Genomic DNA, 16407 nt, shown 5'->3' with positions numbered 1-16407 from the left:
CTTGTGGCCAAGGGGTGACATTGCCGCACCAAGCCGCTATAAATCGCGGGCAACGACAAGGGTTCCCCGCGCATGGCTGACCAGCCCAAGAACACCGCCGCATACGGTGCTGATTCCATCAAGGTTCTCAAGGGGTTGGAGGCGGTTCGCAAACGCCCTGGCATGTATATCGGCGACACCGATGACGGCTCGGGCCTGCACCACATGGTCTATGAGGTCGTCGACAACGGCATCGACGAGGCGCTGGCCGGGCACGCGACCGAAGTCGTGGTGAAGATCCACGCCGACGACAGCGTTTCCGTCCGCGACAACGGCCGCGGCATCCCTGTCGACATCCACCCCGAAGAGGGCGTCTCGGCGGCCGAGGTCATCATGACCCAGCTGCATGCAGGCGGGAAATTCAACAACACGGACGAGGGCGGGAACGCCTACAAGGTCTCGGGCGGGTTGCACGGCGTGGGCGTGTCGGTCGTCAACGCCCTGTCGGAATGGCTGGAACTGACCGTCTGGCGCAACGATACCGAATACCGTGCCCGGTTCGAGGATGGCGACTGCACTGTCCATGTGCATGAGGTCGGCCCTGCGCCCGGCATGAAAGGCACGATGGTCCGCTTTCTGGCCAGCGCCAAGACCAACCGGCCGGACGGGACGTTTTCGAACCTCGACTACAGCTTCAAGACGCTGGAACACCGCCTGCGCGAGCTTGCCTTCCTGAACTCGGGCGTGCGCATCGTGCTGGAGGATGAACGCCACGCCGAACCGCAGCGGGTGGAGCTGTTCTACGAAGGTGGCGTGCGGGAATTCGTCAAGTACATCGACCGTTCCAAATCCAGCGTGATGGCCGAGCCGATCTACATGGTCGGCGAACGGAACGGCATCGGCGTCGAGATTGCGATGTGGTGGAACGACAGTTACCACGAAACCGTACTGCCGTTCACAAACAACATTCCGCAGCGCGATGGCGGCACCCACCTCGCCGGTTTCCGGGGTGCGCTGACCCGCACGATCACCGCCTATGCGCAGTCCTCGGGCATCGCCAGGCGCGAGAAGGTGGATTTCACCGGCGACGACGCGCGCGAGGGGCTGACCTGCGTGCTGTCGGTCAAGGTGCCGGACCCGAAATTCTCCAGCCAGACCAAGGACAAGCTGGTCTCGTCCGAAGTCCGCCCGGCGGTCGAGAACCTGGTCAACGAAAAGCTTTCCGAGTGGTTCGAGGAAAACCCCGGCCCGGCGAAGATCATCGTCGGCAAGATCATCGAAGCCGCGCTGGCGCGCGAGGCCGCCCGCAAGGCGCGAGAGCTGACCCGCCGCAAGACGGCGCTGGATGTGGCGTCGCTGCCCGGAAAGCTGGCCGATTGCCAGGAACGCGATCCCGCCAAGTCGGAACTGTTCCTCGTCGAGGGCGACTCGGCGGGCGGGTCCGCAAAGCAGGGCCGCAGCCGCGCCAACCAGGCCGTCCTGCCCCTGCGTGGCAAGATCCTGAACGTCGAACGCGCGCGGTTCGACCGGATGCTGTCCAGCCAGGAGATCGGCACGCTGATCACCGCCCTTGGCACCGGGATCGGCCGTGACGAGTTCGACATCGGCAAGCTGCGCTATCACAAGGTCATCATCATGACCGACGCCGACGTGGACGGCGCGCATATCCGCACGCTGCTTCTGACCTTCTTCTTCCGCCAGATGCCCGCGCTGATCGAAGGCGGCCACCTCTACATCGCCCAGCCGCCGCTGTACAAGGTCGCGCGCGGCAAGTCCGAGGTCTACCTCAAGGACCAGGCCGCGCTTGAGGACTACCTGATCGAGATGGGCACCGAGGGCGCGGTCCTTCGGCTGACCGACGGGCAGGAAATCGCGGGCAACGACCTGACCCGCGTGATCGAAGGCGCGCGCCAGTTCCGCCGGGTGCTCGACGCCTTCCCGACGCATTACCCGCGCCCCATCCTTGAACAGGCCGCCCTTGCCGGGGCCTTCGACCCGGGCAGCGCCGATGCCGACCTTCAGGCCGTGGCCGACACGGTGGCAAGGCGCCTGAACCTGATCGCGCCCGAGTTCGAGCGCGGCTGGCAGGGCCGCATCACTCAGGATCACGGCATCCGTCTGAGCCGCATCCTGCGGGGGGTGGAGGAGCTGCGCACGCTGGACGGCGCTGTCCTGCGGTCCGGCGAGGCGCGCCGGTTGTCCCAGATTGCGGGCCACTACCGCGACATCTACCGCGACCCCGCGCGTCTGGTGCGCAAGGACCGCGAACAGGCGATCCACGGCCCCATCGACCTGTTGAAATCCATCCTGTCCGAGGGCGAAAAGGGCCTGACCCTGCAACGCTACAAGGGTCTGGGCGAGATGAACCCCGACCAGCTTTGGGAGACGACCCTGGACCCCGAGGCGCGGACGCTGTTGCAGGTCAAGGTCGACGATCTGGCCGAGGCGGACGACATCTTCTCCAAGCTGATGGGCGATGTGGTGGAACCCCGGCGCGAGTTCATCCAGCAGAACGCCCTCAGCGTCGAGAATCTGGATTTCTAAAGCCACCCCAACGGGTGTGCCGAAAATCCGTGGCAGGCGGATCCGTCGGGGAAGTCGATCGACCAGTTCTCTGGTGTCGTCGGCCTGCCTTCCCGCACCCGGCGTCCCCAGCGCGCGGCGATGACGGCGTGGATGTCCCTGCGACGGCCAAGCTGTTGCAGTCCAAGGAAAAGATAGTGGTGCATGAAGGGGCTGGCGAGCATCGGCTGCCCCGGCAGCGGCCCGTCCCGCAGGTCCAGTGAACGGGCGACGATCCGGTCGGCCAGCGCCGCGGCTTCGTCCCCCTTGACCATCGCGGTCAGGATCAGCAGGGCCAGCGCCAATTGGCTCGCCCCCTCTTCCCCCGGGCTTTCCCTCCAGCCATCCGCTGCCTTGTGACCCCGCAGCGCGGTGGCCAGGTGCGCCGCCTGCTCTGCCCAATCCGCCGTCCGCCCCCCGGAACGACGCCATCCGCTCCAGCATCCGCGTCAGCACGCCCCAGTGCCGCTGCCAGACCGTCTCCGGCTCTGCAACCCCCGGATGCGTGGCGCAGCCTGCCAACAGTTCGACCCAACCGAAGTTGTAATCCGTCACCGCACAGGCCGGCACCTCCCCCGGCAGCACCGAGGGCAGCAACCCCTCCGCAACCCCTCCGCAGCCCCCCCGCGCTCTGCCGCCAGCTTAAGCCCGGACAGCGCAAAGCCCCACGGCATCTCCGGATCGTGATGCGGATAGGGCCCGTCCCGGACCACAGCATTGGGCACCCGCGCCAGCACCTCCTCGGCCCCCGGGGCCAGGTCCACGACCAGCACCTTCGCGTTGGTCTTGCCGATGTCCAGAACCGCTATCCGCTGCACCCGCCTTCCGCCGGACCCCCGGGGGAAAGCCTGTCCGACTGATTTCAAACAGGGAAGAAACTGGTGACCCCGGATGGATTCGAACCATCGACCTGCCGCTTAGGAGGCGGCCGCTCTATCCCCTGAGCTACGGGGCCACGCCCGCCCTCATTGCGTCGAAAGCCGAACAAAAGCAACCACCGGAAATGAAAAGGGGAGGCAAGTTTTGGCCCACTACCCCCCCTTTGGTCCGTCGTGTCCAGTGTGAGAGCTTGCAGGACGCGCCAGATATCGCCAGCCCCAGGATCGACCGAGTGGCTGTTAGCGGTAACAATAGCAGACGATTGCGCCTTGGACAAGCCCCGGCTTTGGCGGTAACAAGGGGTATTGCTACCCTTCGGACCAATGCCTTGACCAAGCCCTCCCCCGACCCGCGCCACACTCTGACCCTCCGCGACGTGTCCGAAGCCTCGGGCGTTTCCGAGATGACCGTCAGCCGGGTCCTTCGCAACCGGGGCGATGTCTCGGCGCCCACGCGCGAAAAGGTGCTCGAAGCCGCCCGCGCGCTTGGCTATGTCCCGAACAAGATCGCCGGGGCGCTTGCCAGCCAGCGCGTCAACCTCGTGGGTGTGGTGATCCCCAGCCTCTCGAACATGGTCTTTCCGGAAGTGATGACCGGCATTTCCGAAGTGCTGGACGGCACCGGCCTGCAACCCGTGGTCGGCGTCACCAATTACCTGTCCGACCGCGAGGAATCGGTCATCTACGAGATGCTGTCCTGGCGGCCCTCGGGGATGATTGTCGCGGGCCTTGAACATTCCGCCGCCTCCCGCGCCATGCTGGCCCGGGCGGGTATTCCCATCGTCGAGATCATGGACATCGACGGCGATCCGGTGGACCACGCCGTCGGCATCTCGCACCGCCGCGCCGGGCGGCAGATGGCCGAGGCGATCATCGCCGCCGGTTACCGCAGGATCGCCTTTCTGGGCACCCAGATGCCGAACGACTTCCGCGCCAAGAAGCGGCTGGAAGGCTTTGAAGAGGCGCTGGCCAAGGCCGGGCTGTCCCTGGTGGACCGGGAATACTATTCCGGCGGCTCGGCGCTTCTGAAGGGGCGCGAGATGACGGCGGCCGTGCTGAACCGGACGCCGGACGTCGATTTCCTGTATTATTCCAACGACATGATCGGGGCCGGCGGCCTTCTTTACTGCCTGGCGCAGGGCCTGGACGTGCCCGGCCGCATCGGCCTTGCCGGGTTCAACGGGGTCGAGCTTCTGGACGGCCTCCCCCGCAAGCTGGCGACAATGGACGCCTGTCGGCTGGAGATCGGCCGCAAGGCCGCCGAGATCATCGCCGGAAAGGCCACGCCGGGCGAGAAGATCGAGCTTTTCCCGACGCTGGAACCCGGCGACACGATCCGGCGCTAGCACCAGGGTTGCGGCGTGACGCTTCCCGCTGATCTGATCGTGACCTGATCCGCGTCCTGCCGCCCATGGACCCGATTGAGGCCGTCGACGTCGGCGGCTCGGCCCCGCCGGCCAGGACGCGGCCTTGCAAGCCTTGGGTTTGCGCTTCCACGGCTTCTCCTCGGGCGGCCGCTTTCCCTTCCCCGGCAAGCCGGATGATCTGATTTCGTCGCCAGGCGTCAGGACATCGACCACTCGATCGACGCCGACGCGATCTCTCTGCGGGATTTTGCCGGGTGGATGGCCCTGCCGGATGAGGACCCGACACGACTCTTCCTCATCCTTTCCCTCTGCTATCCGGCGCTTGGCGCGACCCTGCGGCTGGCAGGCCTGCTGGTCGCGCGGGGCGCACTGGACGCAGACTGGACGCAGCGCCTCGCGACGGCCTTCACGCCCACGTCGCAGGGTGTGCTACAGCGCATCATCCGTCTCCGAAAGGTTAACCGAAGGTAAACGCCCACGGCCAAGTGACTGATTTCATTCACTCGGAAAAAGTGGCCACGCGCGGGCAGCCCCAAGCTCCTCCCAGACGATCCCCGCCCGCCGCTGCATCTCCGGCACCGCTTTCCGATGCACCAGGAACCCCGCGACCGGCATCAGCTCCCAGCCCTGGCCCTCGTCTCCGAACCGGATCGCCGCCACCTCGGCCCGGGTCAGCCAGCCGCCGAAGAAGACCGACATCCGCCCCGCCTCGACCATCGAGGGAAACACCCGCCGCCAGATCAGCCGGTCAGGCGGCAAGGTCAGCCCGAACTCCTCCCGCAGCTCGCGCAGCAGGCAGGCCTCGGCTGTTTCCGCCCCCTCGCGCCCGCCGCCCGGCAGGTCCCAAAGCCCCGGCCAGCGCAGGTCCGGCCGGTCGTCGCGCAGGCAGGTCAGGACCGAAGACCCGCAGAACAGCGCGGCCTTGGCCCCGGTGAAGTCCATGCTCAGCGCTGGTCGTTGATATCGCGGTCCCAGATCTTGACCTGCCCTTCGCGGACCCCCACCACCCGGCGCAGGATCAGCCAGGCAAGGACCGAGACGACGGCGAAGATCAGGATCAGAGCCGCAGGTCCGGCCGGGATGCCGATCCCGACCAGCACCCCGGTCACCACCGCGCCGATGGCGAAGCCGAGAAAGATGAACCCGGGCGCAAGGACCTCCAGCACGCCCAGAGCGAAGCCGAGGATCACCCAGGCCCACCAGGTCGCCATGATCGCTGCCATCACGACCGCCCTTTCAGCATCTTGAACGCGTCCCCAAAGGCCTCAAGCGCGTTGGCGGGCACCAGGATCGTCTGCTTGCCCTGACCCACGGCCACCGCCTGCAAGGCTTCGACCTGTTTCAGCGCGACCTGGAACTGCGCGGCCTCCAGCCCGTTCTCCTTGATCGCAGCGGCAATCACCCCCGTCGCATAGGCCTCGGCATCGGCTGTCACGCGACGGGCCTTGGCGGCCTGCTCGGCGGCGTAGAGATCGGCGTCGGCGGCAAGCTCGACCGACCGCTTCTTGCCCTCGGCCTCCATCACCTGCGCCCGCCGCGCGCGTTCGGCGTTCAGCTGCTGCAACATGGCGGCCCGCGTCGCCTCATCCAGGTTCACGTCCAGGATTTCCGCCCGCGTCACCTCGACCCCCCAGTCATCGACCATCGCGGTGACCTGCTCGCGCACGCGCTCGATCAGCTGGGCGCGGTTGGACTGGACCTGGTCCAGCTCCAGCTTGCCGATCTCGCTGCGCACGATCCCCGCTACCGTCGTCGCAATCGCCCCGTCCACGTCCCGGATCCGGTACACAGTCTTTTCCGGCTCGGTCACGCGGTAGAAGACCGAGGTTTCGACCTTCACCAGCACGTTGTCCGCCGTGATGGCGTCCTGCGAGGCGTTCGGCAGCTGGCGTTCCAGCACGGATACCTTGTGCGCGATGCGGTCGAGGAACGGCACCACGAAGTTGATCCCCGGCCCCAGCACCGCCCGCAGCCGACCGAAGCGTTCCACGACATGCTTTTCCGACTGCGGCACGATCCGCACGCCAAGGAAGATGCACAGGATGATGAACAGCGCTATGGCCAGATACACGCCGGGCCAGCCAATCAGGAAGTCAAGGTCCACGTCAAATCCTCCGGTCCAACTTCGCGCCAAAGGCGCTGACGGAATGTGACCCCGGATCACGCCCTGCGCAAGACCCGAGCCTCACTTCCCCCTGCCGCCCGAAGCGGATAGTCTCGCCGCGCCTGAACCGGAACGGAGCCGATCATGACCCAACGCCTGCATCTTGTCTTTGGTGGCGAGCTGGTGGACCCGCAGAAGAACGTTTTCCGCGATGTCAGCCAGATCCATATCGTCGGCATGTTCCCGGACTACGACAGCGCCTACCGGGCCTGGAAGGGCGAAGCGCAGCGGACGGTCGACAACGCGCACATGCGCTATTTCATCGCCCATATTCACCGTCTGCGCGACGAATCCGCTGCGGCCTCGGCAACCGAGGAACTGGGCACCTGAGTCATGGCGACCTCGCTTGGTCTGACGCTGTACAATCTTGGTCAGCGGCGCGACCAGGCCGAGACATCGGCGCGGCCGGCCCGTCCTGTCGGACGCCTGGTCTGGCTGCATGCGCCGGGCGAGGCGCTGGTCAGCCCGATCCGGGCGCTGGCCCGTCGGCTGGTCGAAGAGGACGGGCTGCCGGTTCTTCTCACCGCGCCCGACCCGGCGGGCGCGCTGGACGGGGTGGTGTTGCAAGCGCCGCCACCCGACAATCCCGCCGACGCCCGGGCCTTTCTGGACCACTGGCGCCCCGAGATCGCGATATTTGCCGGTGGCCAGCTGCGCCCTGCGGTGATGCACGAGGCCGCCGAGCGCAAGATCCCGATGCTGATGGTGAACGGCAAGGCCCCCGTCTTCCTGCGCGAACGCGATGCCTGGTATCCCGGCCTGATGCGGCAGATCCTTGGCCGGTTCCGCGGGATCATGGCGGTGGACGAAGCCGCGGCGCGCGCCTTCCGCAAGGGCGGTGCGGGCCTCTCCGCCGTTGCGGTGACCGGGCGGATGGAAGAGGAAACCACGGTTCTGCCCGTGCTTGAATCCGAACGGGCGGCCTTGTCGCGGCTTCTGGCGGCGCGGCCGGTCTGGTTCGCCGCCGGGGTGGTCGAAAGCGAAGAGGCGGCCGTTTTGCAGGCGCATCGCAAGGCCTTGCAGCATTCCCACCGGCTGCTTCTGATCCTGATGCCCGAGCAGCCCTCGCGCGCTGCGCCGCTGGCCAAGGCGCTGGCCGAGGCCGGGGACTGGATCGTCGCCGAACGGGCGGCGGATGAGGAGCCCGAAGCCGAGGTCGAGATCCTGATCGCCGACAATCCTGCGGAGTACGGGCTGTGGTACCGGCTGGCGCCGGTGACCTTCCTGGGCGGCACCCTGTCGGGCAAAGGCCCGACGCGCAGCCCGATGGAGGCGGCGGTTCTGGGATCGGCGATCATGCATGGCCCGAAGACGGGGCCGTCAGGGCAGGTCTTCGGACGGCTGGGCGCGGCGCGAGCGACGCGGGCGGTCGCCTCGGCCCAGGATCTGGGCGAGGCGCTGGGCGACCTTCTGTCCCCCGACCGTGCCGCCCGCCTGGCACAGGCCGCCTGGACCGTGGCCAGCGACGGTGCCGAGGTCACCGATGCCGTATTGCAGCGCATCCGCGCGATCATGGACGGCGAGGCGTGATGCGCGCCCCCGGTTTCTGGTTCAGACCGCCGGACCGACCGGGCCTTCTGCCGCGCCTTCTGGCCCCGCTGGGCCGGCTTTATGCGGCAGGCACGGCGCGGCGGTTGCGGCGCCCGGGCTACCATCCGGGTGTCCCGGTGATCTGTGTCGGCAACCTGACTGCGGGCGGGGCGGGCAAGACGCCCACGGTGATCGCCCTGGTCGAACGGCTGGTGGCGCGGGGGCATGAGGTTCAGGTGGTCAGCCGGGGCTATGGCGGGCATCTGGCCGGTCCGGTCCGCGTCGACGCGGCGCGACACGGGGCGGCGGATGTCGGGGACGAGCCGCTGGTCCTGTCCGCCTTCGCGCCGGTCTGGGTAGCGAAGGACCGTGCCGCAGGCGTCCGCGCAGCCGAGGCGGCGGGGGCGCAGGTCATCCTGCTTGACGACGGGTTTCAAAGCCCGGCGGTCAAGTCTTCAATGAGCCTCGTCGTGGTGGATGCGGGTCGTGGCTTCGGCAATGGCCGCTGCATTCCCGCCGGTCCACTGCGTGAACCCGTCGTCACCGGCCTTGCCCGCGCCGATCTGGTGCTGGCCATCGGCGACGGGGCAGCGCAGGCGCAGTTCGACGCGGTCTGGCGTGCTGCCGTCTCTGCGCCCCTTCTGCGCGGAGAGTTGCGGCCCCTTGCCATGGGCATGGACTGGACAGGGGAACGGGTGCTGGCCTTTGCGGGGATCGCCGACCCGTCGCGGTTCTTCGCCACGCTGCGGGCCGAGGGTGCCGAGCTGATCCGGGGCGAGGCGCTGGGCGATCACCAGACGCTGTCCGACACTCTGTTGCGGCGGCTGGAGGCCGAGGCCAAGGCAGTCGGGGCGCAGCTGGTCACTACCGAAAAGGACGCGGCTCGCCTGCCCGCTGCGTGGAGGTCGCGCGTCCTGACGCTGGTCGTGCGGCTGCATGTCGCCGACTGGTCGGCGCTGGATGCGCGGCTAACGGCTCTGGGCCTCTGATCCCGGCAAGTGCCCGACCGTCATGTGGCGCTTGCGGCCATAACCCGGCACGCGGCTGACCACGAACCCGGCCTCGGCCAGCGCGCGGCGGACATGACCGGCGGCGGTATAGGTCGCAAAGGTCCCGCCGGGCGTTGTGTGGCGCGCGACCTCGAGCAGCAGTTCGGCAGACCACAGTTCGGGGTTCCTGGCCGGAGCGAATCCGTCAAGGAACCACGCATCGGCGCGACCGTCCCAGGCAGGCAGCGTCTTGCGTGCATCGCCGAGGATGATCCGGGCCGTGAGGTTCGGAAAGTGCAGGATCCGCGCCCCGGTTTCCCATTGCCGCAACATGGGGCCTGCGATTTCTGCAAGGTCAGGGAAGGCCGAGACCGCCCGCGCCATGTCCGCGGCCGACATCGGGAAGGCCTCGAAACTGGTGTAGTGGACATGGCCCGGCCCGCGATGGGCGATCAGCACCGCCAGCAGGTTCAGCCCGGTGCCGAAGCCGAGTTCGGCGACATGGAACCCGTCGCGGAACCGTTCGGGCAGCCCGTTCCCGGCCAGAAACACATGCCGCGTTTCGTCCAGCCCGCCGGCCAGCGAGAAATACGGATCGTCGAACCGACGCGAGACGGGGATCAGCGCGTCACGCCAGTCGAGGTCGGGACCGGTTTCGGGGGGCTGTTCGGCGGCGGTCATCGGGGGTAGTCCTTTGCCCTGTTCATGGGCTTGAGGCGGGGGAATGGCAAGCATCGACGTCACGGTACGCGGAGCAGGGATCTTCGGTCTGTCGGTCGCCTGGGCCTGCCTGCGACGGGGCGCGAAGGTCCGGCTGATCGAGATCGCCCATCCCGGAGCCGGGTCCTCGGGCGGTCTGGTCGGGGCCCTGTCGCCGCATGTGCCCGAGGCCTGGAACCCGAAGAAGGCCTTCCAGCTGGACAGCCTGCTGATGGCCGAAGACTGGTGGGCGCGGGTCGAGGCGGCCTCTGGCCTCAGCCCCGGCTATGCCCGGCTTGGCCGCTTGCAGCCGCTGGCGGATGCGGCAGCCATCGCCGCCGCCCGCCGCCGGGCGGATGAGGCGCAGACCTTCTGGCGCGGGCAGGCCGACTGGCGGGTGATCCCGGCGACAGGCACAGCTTGGGAACCGATTTCGCCCTCGGGCTGGCTGGTGAAGGACACGCTCTCGGCCCGTCTTTCGCCTCGACTGGCGCTGGAGGCTCTGATGCAGGCGCTGCGGGCAGGCGGCGCCGAGATCGTCATGGGCGAAGGGATCGAAGCGGGGATCGTCGTGCACGCGACCGGCATCGCGGGCCTGGCCGAGCTGACACGGGCGCTGGGGGTCAAGGTCGGGTCCGGCGTCAAGGGGCAGGCGCTGGCGCTGCGCTTTGACGCCCGTGCGGCACCGCAGCTGTTTGTCGACGGCCTGCACATCGTGCCGCATGCCGACGGCACCGTCGCCATTGGCTCGACCTCGGAAAACAGCTGGACCGTCGACGGCCCCGATGCGCAGCTGGACGGGCTTCTCGCCAGGGCGCTTGCGGCCCTTCCCGCGCTGCGCGGGGCCGAGGTAGTCGCCCGCTGGGCCGGGGTCCGCCCCCGCGCCGCAACCCGCGCGCCGCTCTTGGGCGCATGGCCCGGACGCCCCGGGCATTTCATCGCCAATGGCGGGTTCAAGATCGGCTTCGGCATGGCCCCAAAGGTGGCCGAGGTCATGGCGGATCTGATTTTGGATGACCGGAACCGGATCCCGCCCGAATTTCAAGCCGAGACGCTGTTGAACCCCTTGACCGGACGACCAAGGAACGCGGACTGAGCAGCCCTGCCGCAACATCTTGGGGATAAGGCGGGGCCAGCCGCCCAGATGCGGGGTGCCCGGTTGACTCCTTCGTGCCCCGGCGGGAACATCGCACAGCCCTGACTCGGAAGTGACCCCTTGCGCCTGACCCGCCTGCGCCTCAACGGCTTCAAGAGCTTTGTCGACCCCACGGATCTGGTGATCCATGAGGGGCTGACCGGCGTGGTCGGCCCCAACGGCTGTGGCAAATCCAACCTGCTGGAGGCGCTGCGTTGGGTCATGGGCGAAAACCGCCCCTCGGCCATGCGCGGCGGCGGGATGGAGGACGTGATCTTCAATGGCGCGGCGACCCGGGGCGCGCGGCACTTTGCCGAAGTGGCGCTGGTCATCGACAACACCGACCGCCTTGCCCCCGCAGGTTTCAACGACGCCGACCAGATCGAGATCGTCCGCCGGATCACCCGCGACGCCGGCTCCGCCTACCGGTGCAACTCCAAGGACGTTCGCGCGCGCGACGTGCAGATGCTGTTTGCCGACGCTTCGACCGGGTCGCATTCTCCGGCGCTGGTGCGGCAGGGGCAGATTTCGGAACTCATCAACGCCAAGCCCAAGGCCCGCCGCCGGGTGCTGGAGGAAGCCGCCGGGATCAGCGGGCTTTATGCGCGGCGCCACGAGGCAGAACTGAAGCTGTCGGGGGCCGAGCAGAACCTGTTGCGCGTCGATGACGTGCTGGAAAGCCTTGCTCAGCAGCTGTCGGTCCTGACCCGGCAGGCCAAGCAGGCGGCGCGCTACCGCGAGATTTCCGAAGAACTGCGCAAGTCGGAAGGGATGCTTCTCTGGCGGCGCTGGCGCGAGGCGGACGAGGCGCGATCCCAGGCCGAAGCCGCCCTGCGCGAACGGCTGATCGCGCAGCATCAGGCCGAGGCGGCGGCGCGTGCCGCAGGCAAGGCGCGCGAGGCCGCCGAGGACGCCCTGCCGCCGAAGCGCGAGGAAGAGGCGATCGCCAGCGCCATCCTGCAACGGCTGGTCTTGCAGCGCGACGCCCTGGGGGATCAGGAGGCCCGCGCCCTGGCGCAGATCGACGCGCTGAAGGGCCGGATCGAGCAGCTTTCGCGCGACATGGACCGCGAGGCGGGTCTGAACCGCGACGCGGGAGAGGTGATCGAGCGGCTGGAGTGGGAGATCGAGCAGCTCGCCCGCGCCCACGACGGGCATGAGGAAAAGCTGGCCGAGGCGGTCGAGGCCGCGCGCGAGGCCGGGGCGGTGCTGGCCGAACGCGAGGCGGCGCTGGCGGAACTGACCGAGGACGCAGCGCGGCTGGCGGCCCGGCACCAGTCGACCCAGCGGATGCTGGCAGATACGCGGTCGGTGCTGGAGCGGGCGGAGGCGCAGGCCTCTGCTGCCCGCGAGGCGGTCGCCTCGGCCTCCGGCGCGCTTGAGGCGGCGGCAGAGGCCTTCGCTGCGGCAGAAGAGGCGCAGGAGGCAGCGCTGGCCGAATGCGAGGCGACCGAGGCGGCGCTTGAAGCTGCCGAGGCCGCGCGGGCCGAAACGCAGGGGAAGGAGGCCGAGGCACGGGCGGCGCGTTCCTCGGCAGAGGGCGAAGCGTCGGCGCTGCGGGCCGAAGTGGCGGCGCTGGCGCGCCTGGTGGACCGCGAGGCGCAGGCCGGGCATCAGTTGCTGGACCGGCTGGAGGTGGAGCCGGGCTATGAGAAGGCGCTGGGTGCGGCCTTGGCCGATGACCTGCGCGCGCCCGAGGTGGAGGGGCAGGCGCGGTCGGGCTGGGCGGTGCTTGCGCCATATGACGATGCCCAGGCCCTGCCTGCGGGCGCCGAGCCGCTGGGCAACCGGGTCAAGGCCCCGGCGGTGCTGGCGCGGCGCTTGTCCCAGATCGGGCTTGTCACTCGTGAAAAGGGTTTTCAACTGCAACCCGCCCTTCGGCCCGGCCAACGGCTTGTCAGCGTCGAGGGCGATCTGTGGCGCTGGGACGGGTTCCGTGCGGCTGCCGAGGATGCGCCTTCGGCGGCGGCGCTGCGCCTGCAACAGCTGAACCGACTGGTGCAACTGAAGCGCGACCTGGAGGATGTGGCGGCCCGGGCCGACGGCGCGCGGCAGGCGCATGAGGCGTTGCAGGCGCGGCTGGCGGAACTGGCATCGGCAGATCAACGCGCCCGCGACGCGCGCCGGGCCGCCGATGCCCGGCTGGCCGAAGCGAACCGCGCGCTGGCCCGGGCCGAGGCCGACCGATCGATCGCCGGGGGCAAGCTGGAAGCCGCGAGGCTTGCCGTCAGCCGGTTCGAGGACGAAGCGATGGCCGCTCGTGCCCGGCTGAAAGAGGCCGAGGCTGCGGTGGCCGAACTCGGCGACCTGGAAGCCGCACGGGGCGCCGTGGAGGCCGCCAGGATCACCGTCGAGGCTGCGCGGATCACCATGATGACCCGCCGCTCTGCCCAGGACGAGGTGCGCCGCGAGGGCGAAGCCCGGGTCCGGCGGCGTCAGGAGGCCGTGAAGGAGCTGTCGGGGTGGAAGCACCGGCTGGAGACCGCCGCGAAGCGCACCGAGGAACTGGCGGAACGCAAGGCGGAGACCGAGGAGGAACTGGCCGAGGCGATGCTGGCGCCGGAGGAGATCGCAGCCAAGCGCGACGAGCTGGTCGAGGCGATCGCCGAGGCGGAGGAGCGTCGCAAGCGTGCCGCCGATGCCCTGGCCGAGGCAGAGGGCGCCTTGCGCGAAGCGGGGATTGCCGAACGGGAGGCGGAACGCCTGGCCGGCGAGGCCCGCGAGGCCCGCGCCCGGGCAGAAGCCCGTCTGGATGCCGCCCGCGAAGGCGTGGCTCTGGCCGCCGAGCGGATCGCCGAGGAGGACGACCGGACACCGGACGAACTTCTGACCTCGCTCCGCACCGACCCCGACAAGATGCCCGACGCCGAGACGCTGGACCACGATGTCAGCCGCCTGAAACGCCAGCGCGAGGCCCTGGGCGCCGTCAACCTGCGCGCCGAAGAGGATGCGAAGGCTGTTGAAGCCGAATATGACGCGCTGGCGACCGAAAAGGCCGACCTTGAGGAAGCCATCAAGAAGCTGCGCGCCGGGATCGCGGGCCTGAACAAGGAAGGTCGCGAACGTCTGCTGACCGCCTTCGAGCAGGTCAACGCGAACTTCTCGACCCTCTTCACCCACCTCTTCGGCGGCGGCGAGGCGCGCCTTGTGCTGGTCGAATCCGACGATCCGCTGGAGGCGGGGCTGGAAATCCTTTGCCAGCCGCCGGGGAAGAAGCTGGCGACGCTCAGCCTGCTGTCGGGCGGCGAACAGACCCTGACCGCGCTTGCTCTCATCTTCGGCGTCTTTCTGGCCAACCCCGCCCCGATCTGCGTGCTGGACGAGGTTGACGCACCGCTGGACGACGCCAACGTCACCCGCTTCTGCGACCTGCTGGACGAGATGACCCGCCGCACCGACACCCGCTTTCTCATCATCACCCACCATGCGGTGACGATGGCCCGGATGGACCGTCTGTTCGGCGTGACGATGCAGGAACAGGGCGTCAGCCAGCTGGTCTCGGTGGACCTGAAGAAGGCCGAGGCGCTGGTCGCATGAGCTGCGGGCGCATGGTTAACCGCTTGGCAACCAGAATCGGGCAGAACGGTACGGGAACAAACCGTATCCAGGGCCTGAACATGCAGATGCTCCTCTCCGCCACCACCATCCTCGTCCTCTTCGCCTGGGCGCAGGAAGAAGTCGCCAACATGCCCCCGCCCTGGTCGCCATTTGCGGCCATCGAGGCCGCCTTCCGGCACTGAGCTCACTTCCTCGCGCCGTGGCGAAAACCGCGGTGTGCATGGCGAAAACCAACGGCTTCCTGCACCCGAACGGGCCTACAACCAGCCCGAAAGCAGGAGAACCGTCGTGCGCTATTCCGGATTTCGGGTCATTGCCGAGGCACTTACCGGCCACAAGGGCTGGAAACCCGTCTGGCGCGACCCCGACCCCAAGCCCGACTACGATTACATCATCATCGGCGGCGGCGGCCACGGGCTTGCCACGGCCTATTACCTTGCTAAGGAATTCGGTCAGGCGCGGATCGCGGTGCTTGAGAAAGGCTATCTCGGCGGCGGGAATGTGGGCCGGAACACCACGATCATCCGGTCGAACTACCTGCTTGATGGCAATGAGCCCTTCTATGAGTTCAGCCTGAAACTCTGGGAGGGGCTGGAGCAGGACTTCAACTACAACGCCATGGTCAGCCAGCGCGGGATCATCAACCTGATCCACACCGATGCGCAAAGGGATGCGGCCACAAGGCGCGGCAATGCGATGATCCTGCACGGTGCGGACGCGCGGCTGCTGTCGCGTGACGAGGTCCGCCAGATGTATCCCTGGCTCAACTTCGACAACGCCCGCTTTCCGATCAAGGGCGCGCTCATGCAGCCGCGCGGCGGCACGGTGCGGCATGACGCGGTGGCCTGGGGGTATGCGCGGGGGGCAGACAGCCGCGGCGTTGACCTGATCCAGAACTGCGAAGTCACCGGCATGCGGATCGAAAACGGCCGCATCAAGGGCGTGGAAACGACCCGAGGCTACATCGGCGCTAAGAAGGTCGGCGTTGCGGTGGCCGGGTCGTCGTCGAAGGTCATGGCCCATGCCGGGATGCGCCTGCCCATCGAATCCCACGTCCTGCAAGCCTTCGTCTCCGAGGGCCTGAAACCCCTCATCGACGGTGTGATGACCTTCGGCGCCGGGCATTTCTACGTCAGCCAGTCCGACAAGGGCGGCCTCGTCTTCGGCGGCGACATCGACGGCTACAACTCCTACGCCCAACGCGGCAACCTGCCGGTGATCGAGGATGTGGCCGAGGGAGGCATGGCGCTCATGCCCGCCATCGGACGCGTGCGCCTGTTGCGGACCTGGGGCGGGATCATGGACATGTCGATGGATGGCTCGCCCATCATCGACAAGACCCACATCGAAGGCCTCTACTTCAACGGCGGCTGGTGTTACGGCGGGTTCAAGGCGACCCCGGCAAGTGGCTGGTGCTTTGCGCATCTCTTGGCGAAGGATGAGTCACATATTACCGCCAGGGCCTACCGCTTCGACCGGTTCCTCAAGGGGCTGATGATCGACGAAAAGGGGCAAGGCGCGACCCCGAACCTGCACTGAGGGCGTA

At 68.1% G+C, this 16407-nt stretch carries 14 protein-coding genes and 1 tRNA gene; 9 read left to right on the top strand and 6 right to left on the bottom strand.

Features of this window, described 5'->3' with window-relative positions; genetic code table 11:
- Positions 1–72 precede the first annotated feature (72 nt).
- Positions 73–2523 (top strand): DNA topoisomerase (ATP-hydrolyzing) subunit B, encoded by a 2451-nt coding sequence (gene gyrB / locus D5084_RS05740; RefSeq protein WP_128514556.1) that lies wholly within the window; start codon positions 73–75, stop codon positions 2521–2523.
- Here gyrB and D5084_RS05735 read toward each other — a convergent pair.
- The gene (locus tag D5084_RS05735; RefSeq protein ID WP_128514555.1) at positions 2520–2846 is read right to left on the bottom strand and encodes a hypothetical protein; all 327 of its coding nucleotides are present in this window, start codon (positions 2844–2846) and stop codon (positions 2520–2522) included. The genes gyrB and D5084_RS05735 overlap by 4 nt on opposite strands.
- A gap of 574 nt (positions 2847–3420) precedes the next feature.
- Positions 3421–3496 (bottom strand) — tRNA-Arg (locus D5084_RS05725).
- A gap of 252 nt (positions 3497–3748) precedes the next feature.
- Here D5084_RS05725 and D5084_RS05720 point away from each other — a divergent pair.
- On the top strand, positions 3749–4765 hold the full coding sequence (locus D5084_RS05720; RefSeq protein ID WP_162302387.1) for a LacI family DNA-binding transcriptional regulator: 1017 nt from the start codon (positions 3749–3751) through the stop codon (positions 4763–4765).
- Positions 4766–5281: 516 nt separating this feature from the next.
- On the opposite strand, the gene D5084_RS05715 is transcribed toward D5084_RS05720, so the two are convergent.
- From D5084_RS05715 to D5084_RS05705, 3 genes are read right to left on the bottom strand one after another with little or no spacing between them, the layout of a single operon-like run.
- Positions 5282–5728, bottom strand: a complete 447-nt coding sequence (locus tag D5084_RS05715; protein ID WP_128514553.1) for an NUDIX hydrolase — start codon at positions 5726–5728, stop codon at positions 5282–5284.
- A 2-nt stretch (positions 5729–5730) separates the two neighbouring features.
- Positions 5731–6009 carry an NfeD family protein gene (locus tag D5084_RS05710; protein ID WP_128514552.1) on the bottom strand — a complete coding sequence of 93 codons (279 nt, stop codon included), beginning with the start codon at positions 6007–6009 and terminating at the stop codon, positions 5731–5733.
- Complete coding sequence (locus D5084_RS05705; protein ID WP_128514551.1) at positions 6009–6890, bottom strand: SPFH domain-containing protein; 882 nt, start codon at positions 6888–6890, stop codon at positions 6009–6011. The genes D5084_RS05710 and D5084_RS05705 overlap by 1 nt, the downstream gene beginning before the upstream one ends.
- Before the next feature lie 144 nt (positions 6891–7034).
- Between D5084_RS05705 and D5084_RS05700 the strand changes: the two genes are divergently transcribed.
- Genes D5084_RS05700 through lpxK form a run of 3 tightly spaced genes read left to right on the top strand, consistent with a single transcriptional unit; the run spans position 7035 to position 9469 of the window.
- On the top strand, positions 7035–7280 hold the full coding sequence (locus D5084_RS05700) for a DUF4170 domain-containing protein (protein WP_128514550.1): 246 nt from the start codon (positions 7035–7037) through the stop codon (positions 7278–7280).
- 3 nt (positions 7281–7283) lie between these two features.
- Positions 7284–8480, top strand: a complete 1197-nt coding sequence (locus D5084_RS05695) for a 3-deoxy-D-manno-octulosonic acid transferase (RefSeq protein WP_128514549.1) — start codon at positions 7284–7286, stop codon at positions 8478–8480.
- Entirely contained in the window at positions 8480–9469 is a 990-nt protein-coding gene (lpxK, locus tag D5084_RS05690; RefSeq protein WP_128514548.1) for a tetraacyldisaccharide 4'-kinase, read from the top strand. The genes D5084_RS05695 and lpxK overlap by 1 nt, the downstream gene beginning before the upstream one ends.
- On the opposite strand, the gene mnmC2 is transcribed toward lpxK, so the two are convergent.
- Positions 9449–10150, bottom strand: a complete 702-nt coding sequence (gene mnmC2 / locus D5084_RS05685; RefSeq protein WP_128514547.1) for a tRNA (5-methylaminomethyl-2-thiouridine)(34)-methyltransferase MnmC2 — start codon at positions 10148–10150, stop codon at positions 9449–9451. The genes lpxK and mnmC2 overlap by 21 nt on opposite strands.
- A 43-nt stretch (positions 10151–10193) precedes the next feature.
- On the opposite strand from mnmC2, the gene D5084_RS05680 reads away from it, so the two are divergent.
- From D5084_RS05680 to D5084_RS05670, 4 genes are all read left to right on the top strand, one after another.
- Positions 10194–11264 (top strand): NAD(P)/FAD-dependent oxidoreductase, encoded by a 1071-nt coding sequence (locus tag D5084_RS05680; protein ID WP_128514546.1) that lies wholly within the window; start codon positions 10194–10196, stop codon positions 11262–11264.
- Between the two features lie 120 nt (positions 11265–11384).
- Positions 11385–14840 carry a chromosome segregation protein SMC gene (gene smc, locus D5084_RS05675; protein WP_128514545.1) on the top strand — a complete coding sequence of 1152 codons (3456 nt, stop codon included), beginning with the start codon at positions 11385–11387 and terminating at the stop codon, positions 14838–14840.
- A gap of 23 nt (positions 14841–14863) precedes the next feature.
- Positions 14864–15043, top strand: a complete 180-nt coding sequence (locus tag D5084_RS18310; RefSeq protein WP_155523101.1) for a hypothetical protein — start codon at positions 14864–14866, stop codon at positions 15041–15043.
- A 106-nt stretch (positions 15044–15149) separates the two neighbouring features.
- On the top strand, positions 15150–16400 hold the full coding sequence (locus tag D5084_RS05670) for a sarcosine oxidase subunit beta family protein (protein ID WP_128514544.1): 1251 nt from the start codon (positions 15150–15152) through the stop codon (positions 16398–16400).
- Positions 16401–16407 lie beyond the last annotated feature (7 nt).

Origin of the sequence: Tabrizicola thermarum, assembly GCF_003574395.1 — a bacterium.
In the GTDB taxonomy this organism is placed as follows: Bacteria; Pseudomonadota; Alphaproteobacteria; order Rhodobacterales; family Rhodobacteraceae; genus Tabrizicola; species Tabrizicola thermarum.
This window is presented reverse-complemented; position numbering and strand designations above follow the sequence as displayed.

Bases quoted from the DNA above. Each gene is read 5' to 3' on its own strand.
- D5084_RS05710 (WP_128514552.1), bottom strand. From the start codon at position 6,009: ATGGCAGCGATCATGGCGACCTGGTGGGCCTGGGTGATCCTCGGCTTC.
- D5084_RS05715 (WP_128514553.1), bottom strand. From the start codon at position 5,728: ATGGACTTCACCGGGGCCAAGGCCGCGCTGTTCTGCGGGTCTTCGGTC.
- D5084_RS05700 (WP_128514550.1), top strand. From the start codon at position 7,035: ATGACCCAACGCCTGCATCTTGTCTTTGGTGGCGAGCTGGTGGACCCG.
- gyrB (WP_128514556.1), top strand. From the start codon at position 73: ATGGCTGACCAGCCCAAGAACACCGCCGCATACGGTGCTGATTCCATC.
- D5084_RS05695 (WP_128514549.1), top strand. From the start codon at position 7,284: ATGGCGACCTCGCTTGGTCTGACGCTGTACAATCTTGGTCAGCGGCGC.
- D5084_RS05680 (WP_128514546.1), top strand. From the start codon at position 10,194: ATGGCAAGCATCGACGTCACGGTACGCGGAGCAGGGATCTTCGGTCTG.
- lpxK (WP_128514548.1), top strand. From the start codon at position 8,480: ATGCGCGCCCCCGGTTTCTGGTTCAGACCGCCGGACCGACCGGGCCTT.
- mnmC2 (WP_128514547.1), bottom strand. From the start codon at position 10,150: ATGACCGCCGCCGAACAGCCCCCCGAAACCGGTCCCGACCTCGACTGG.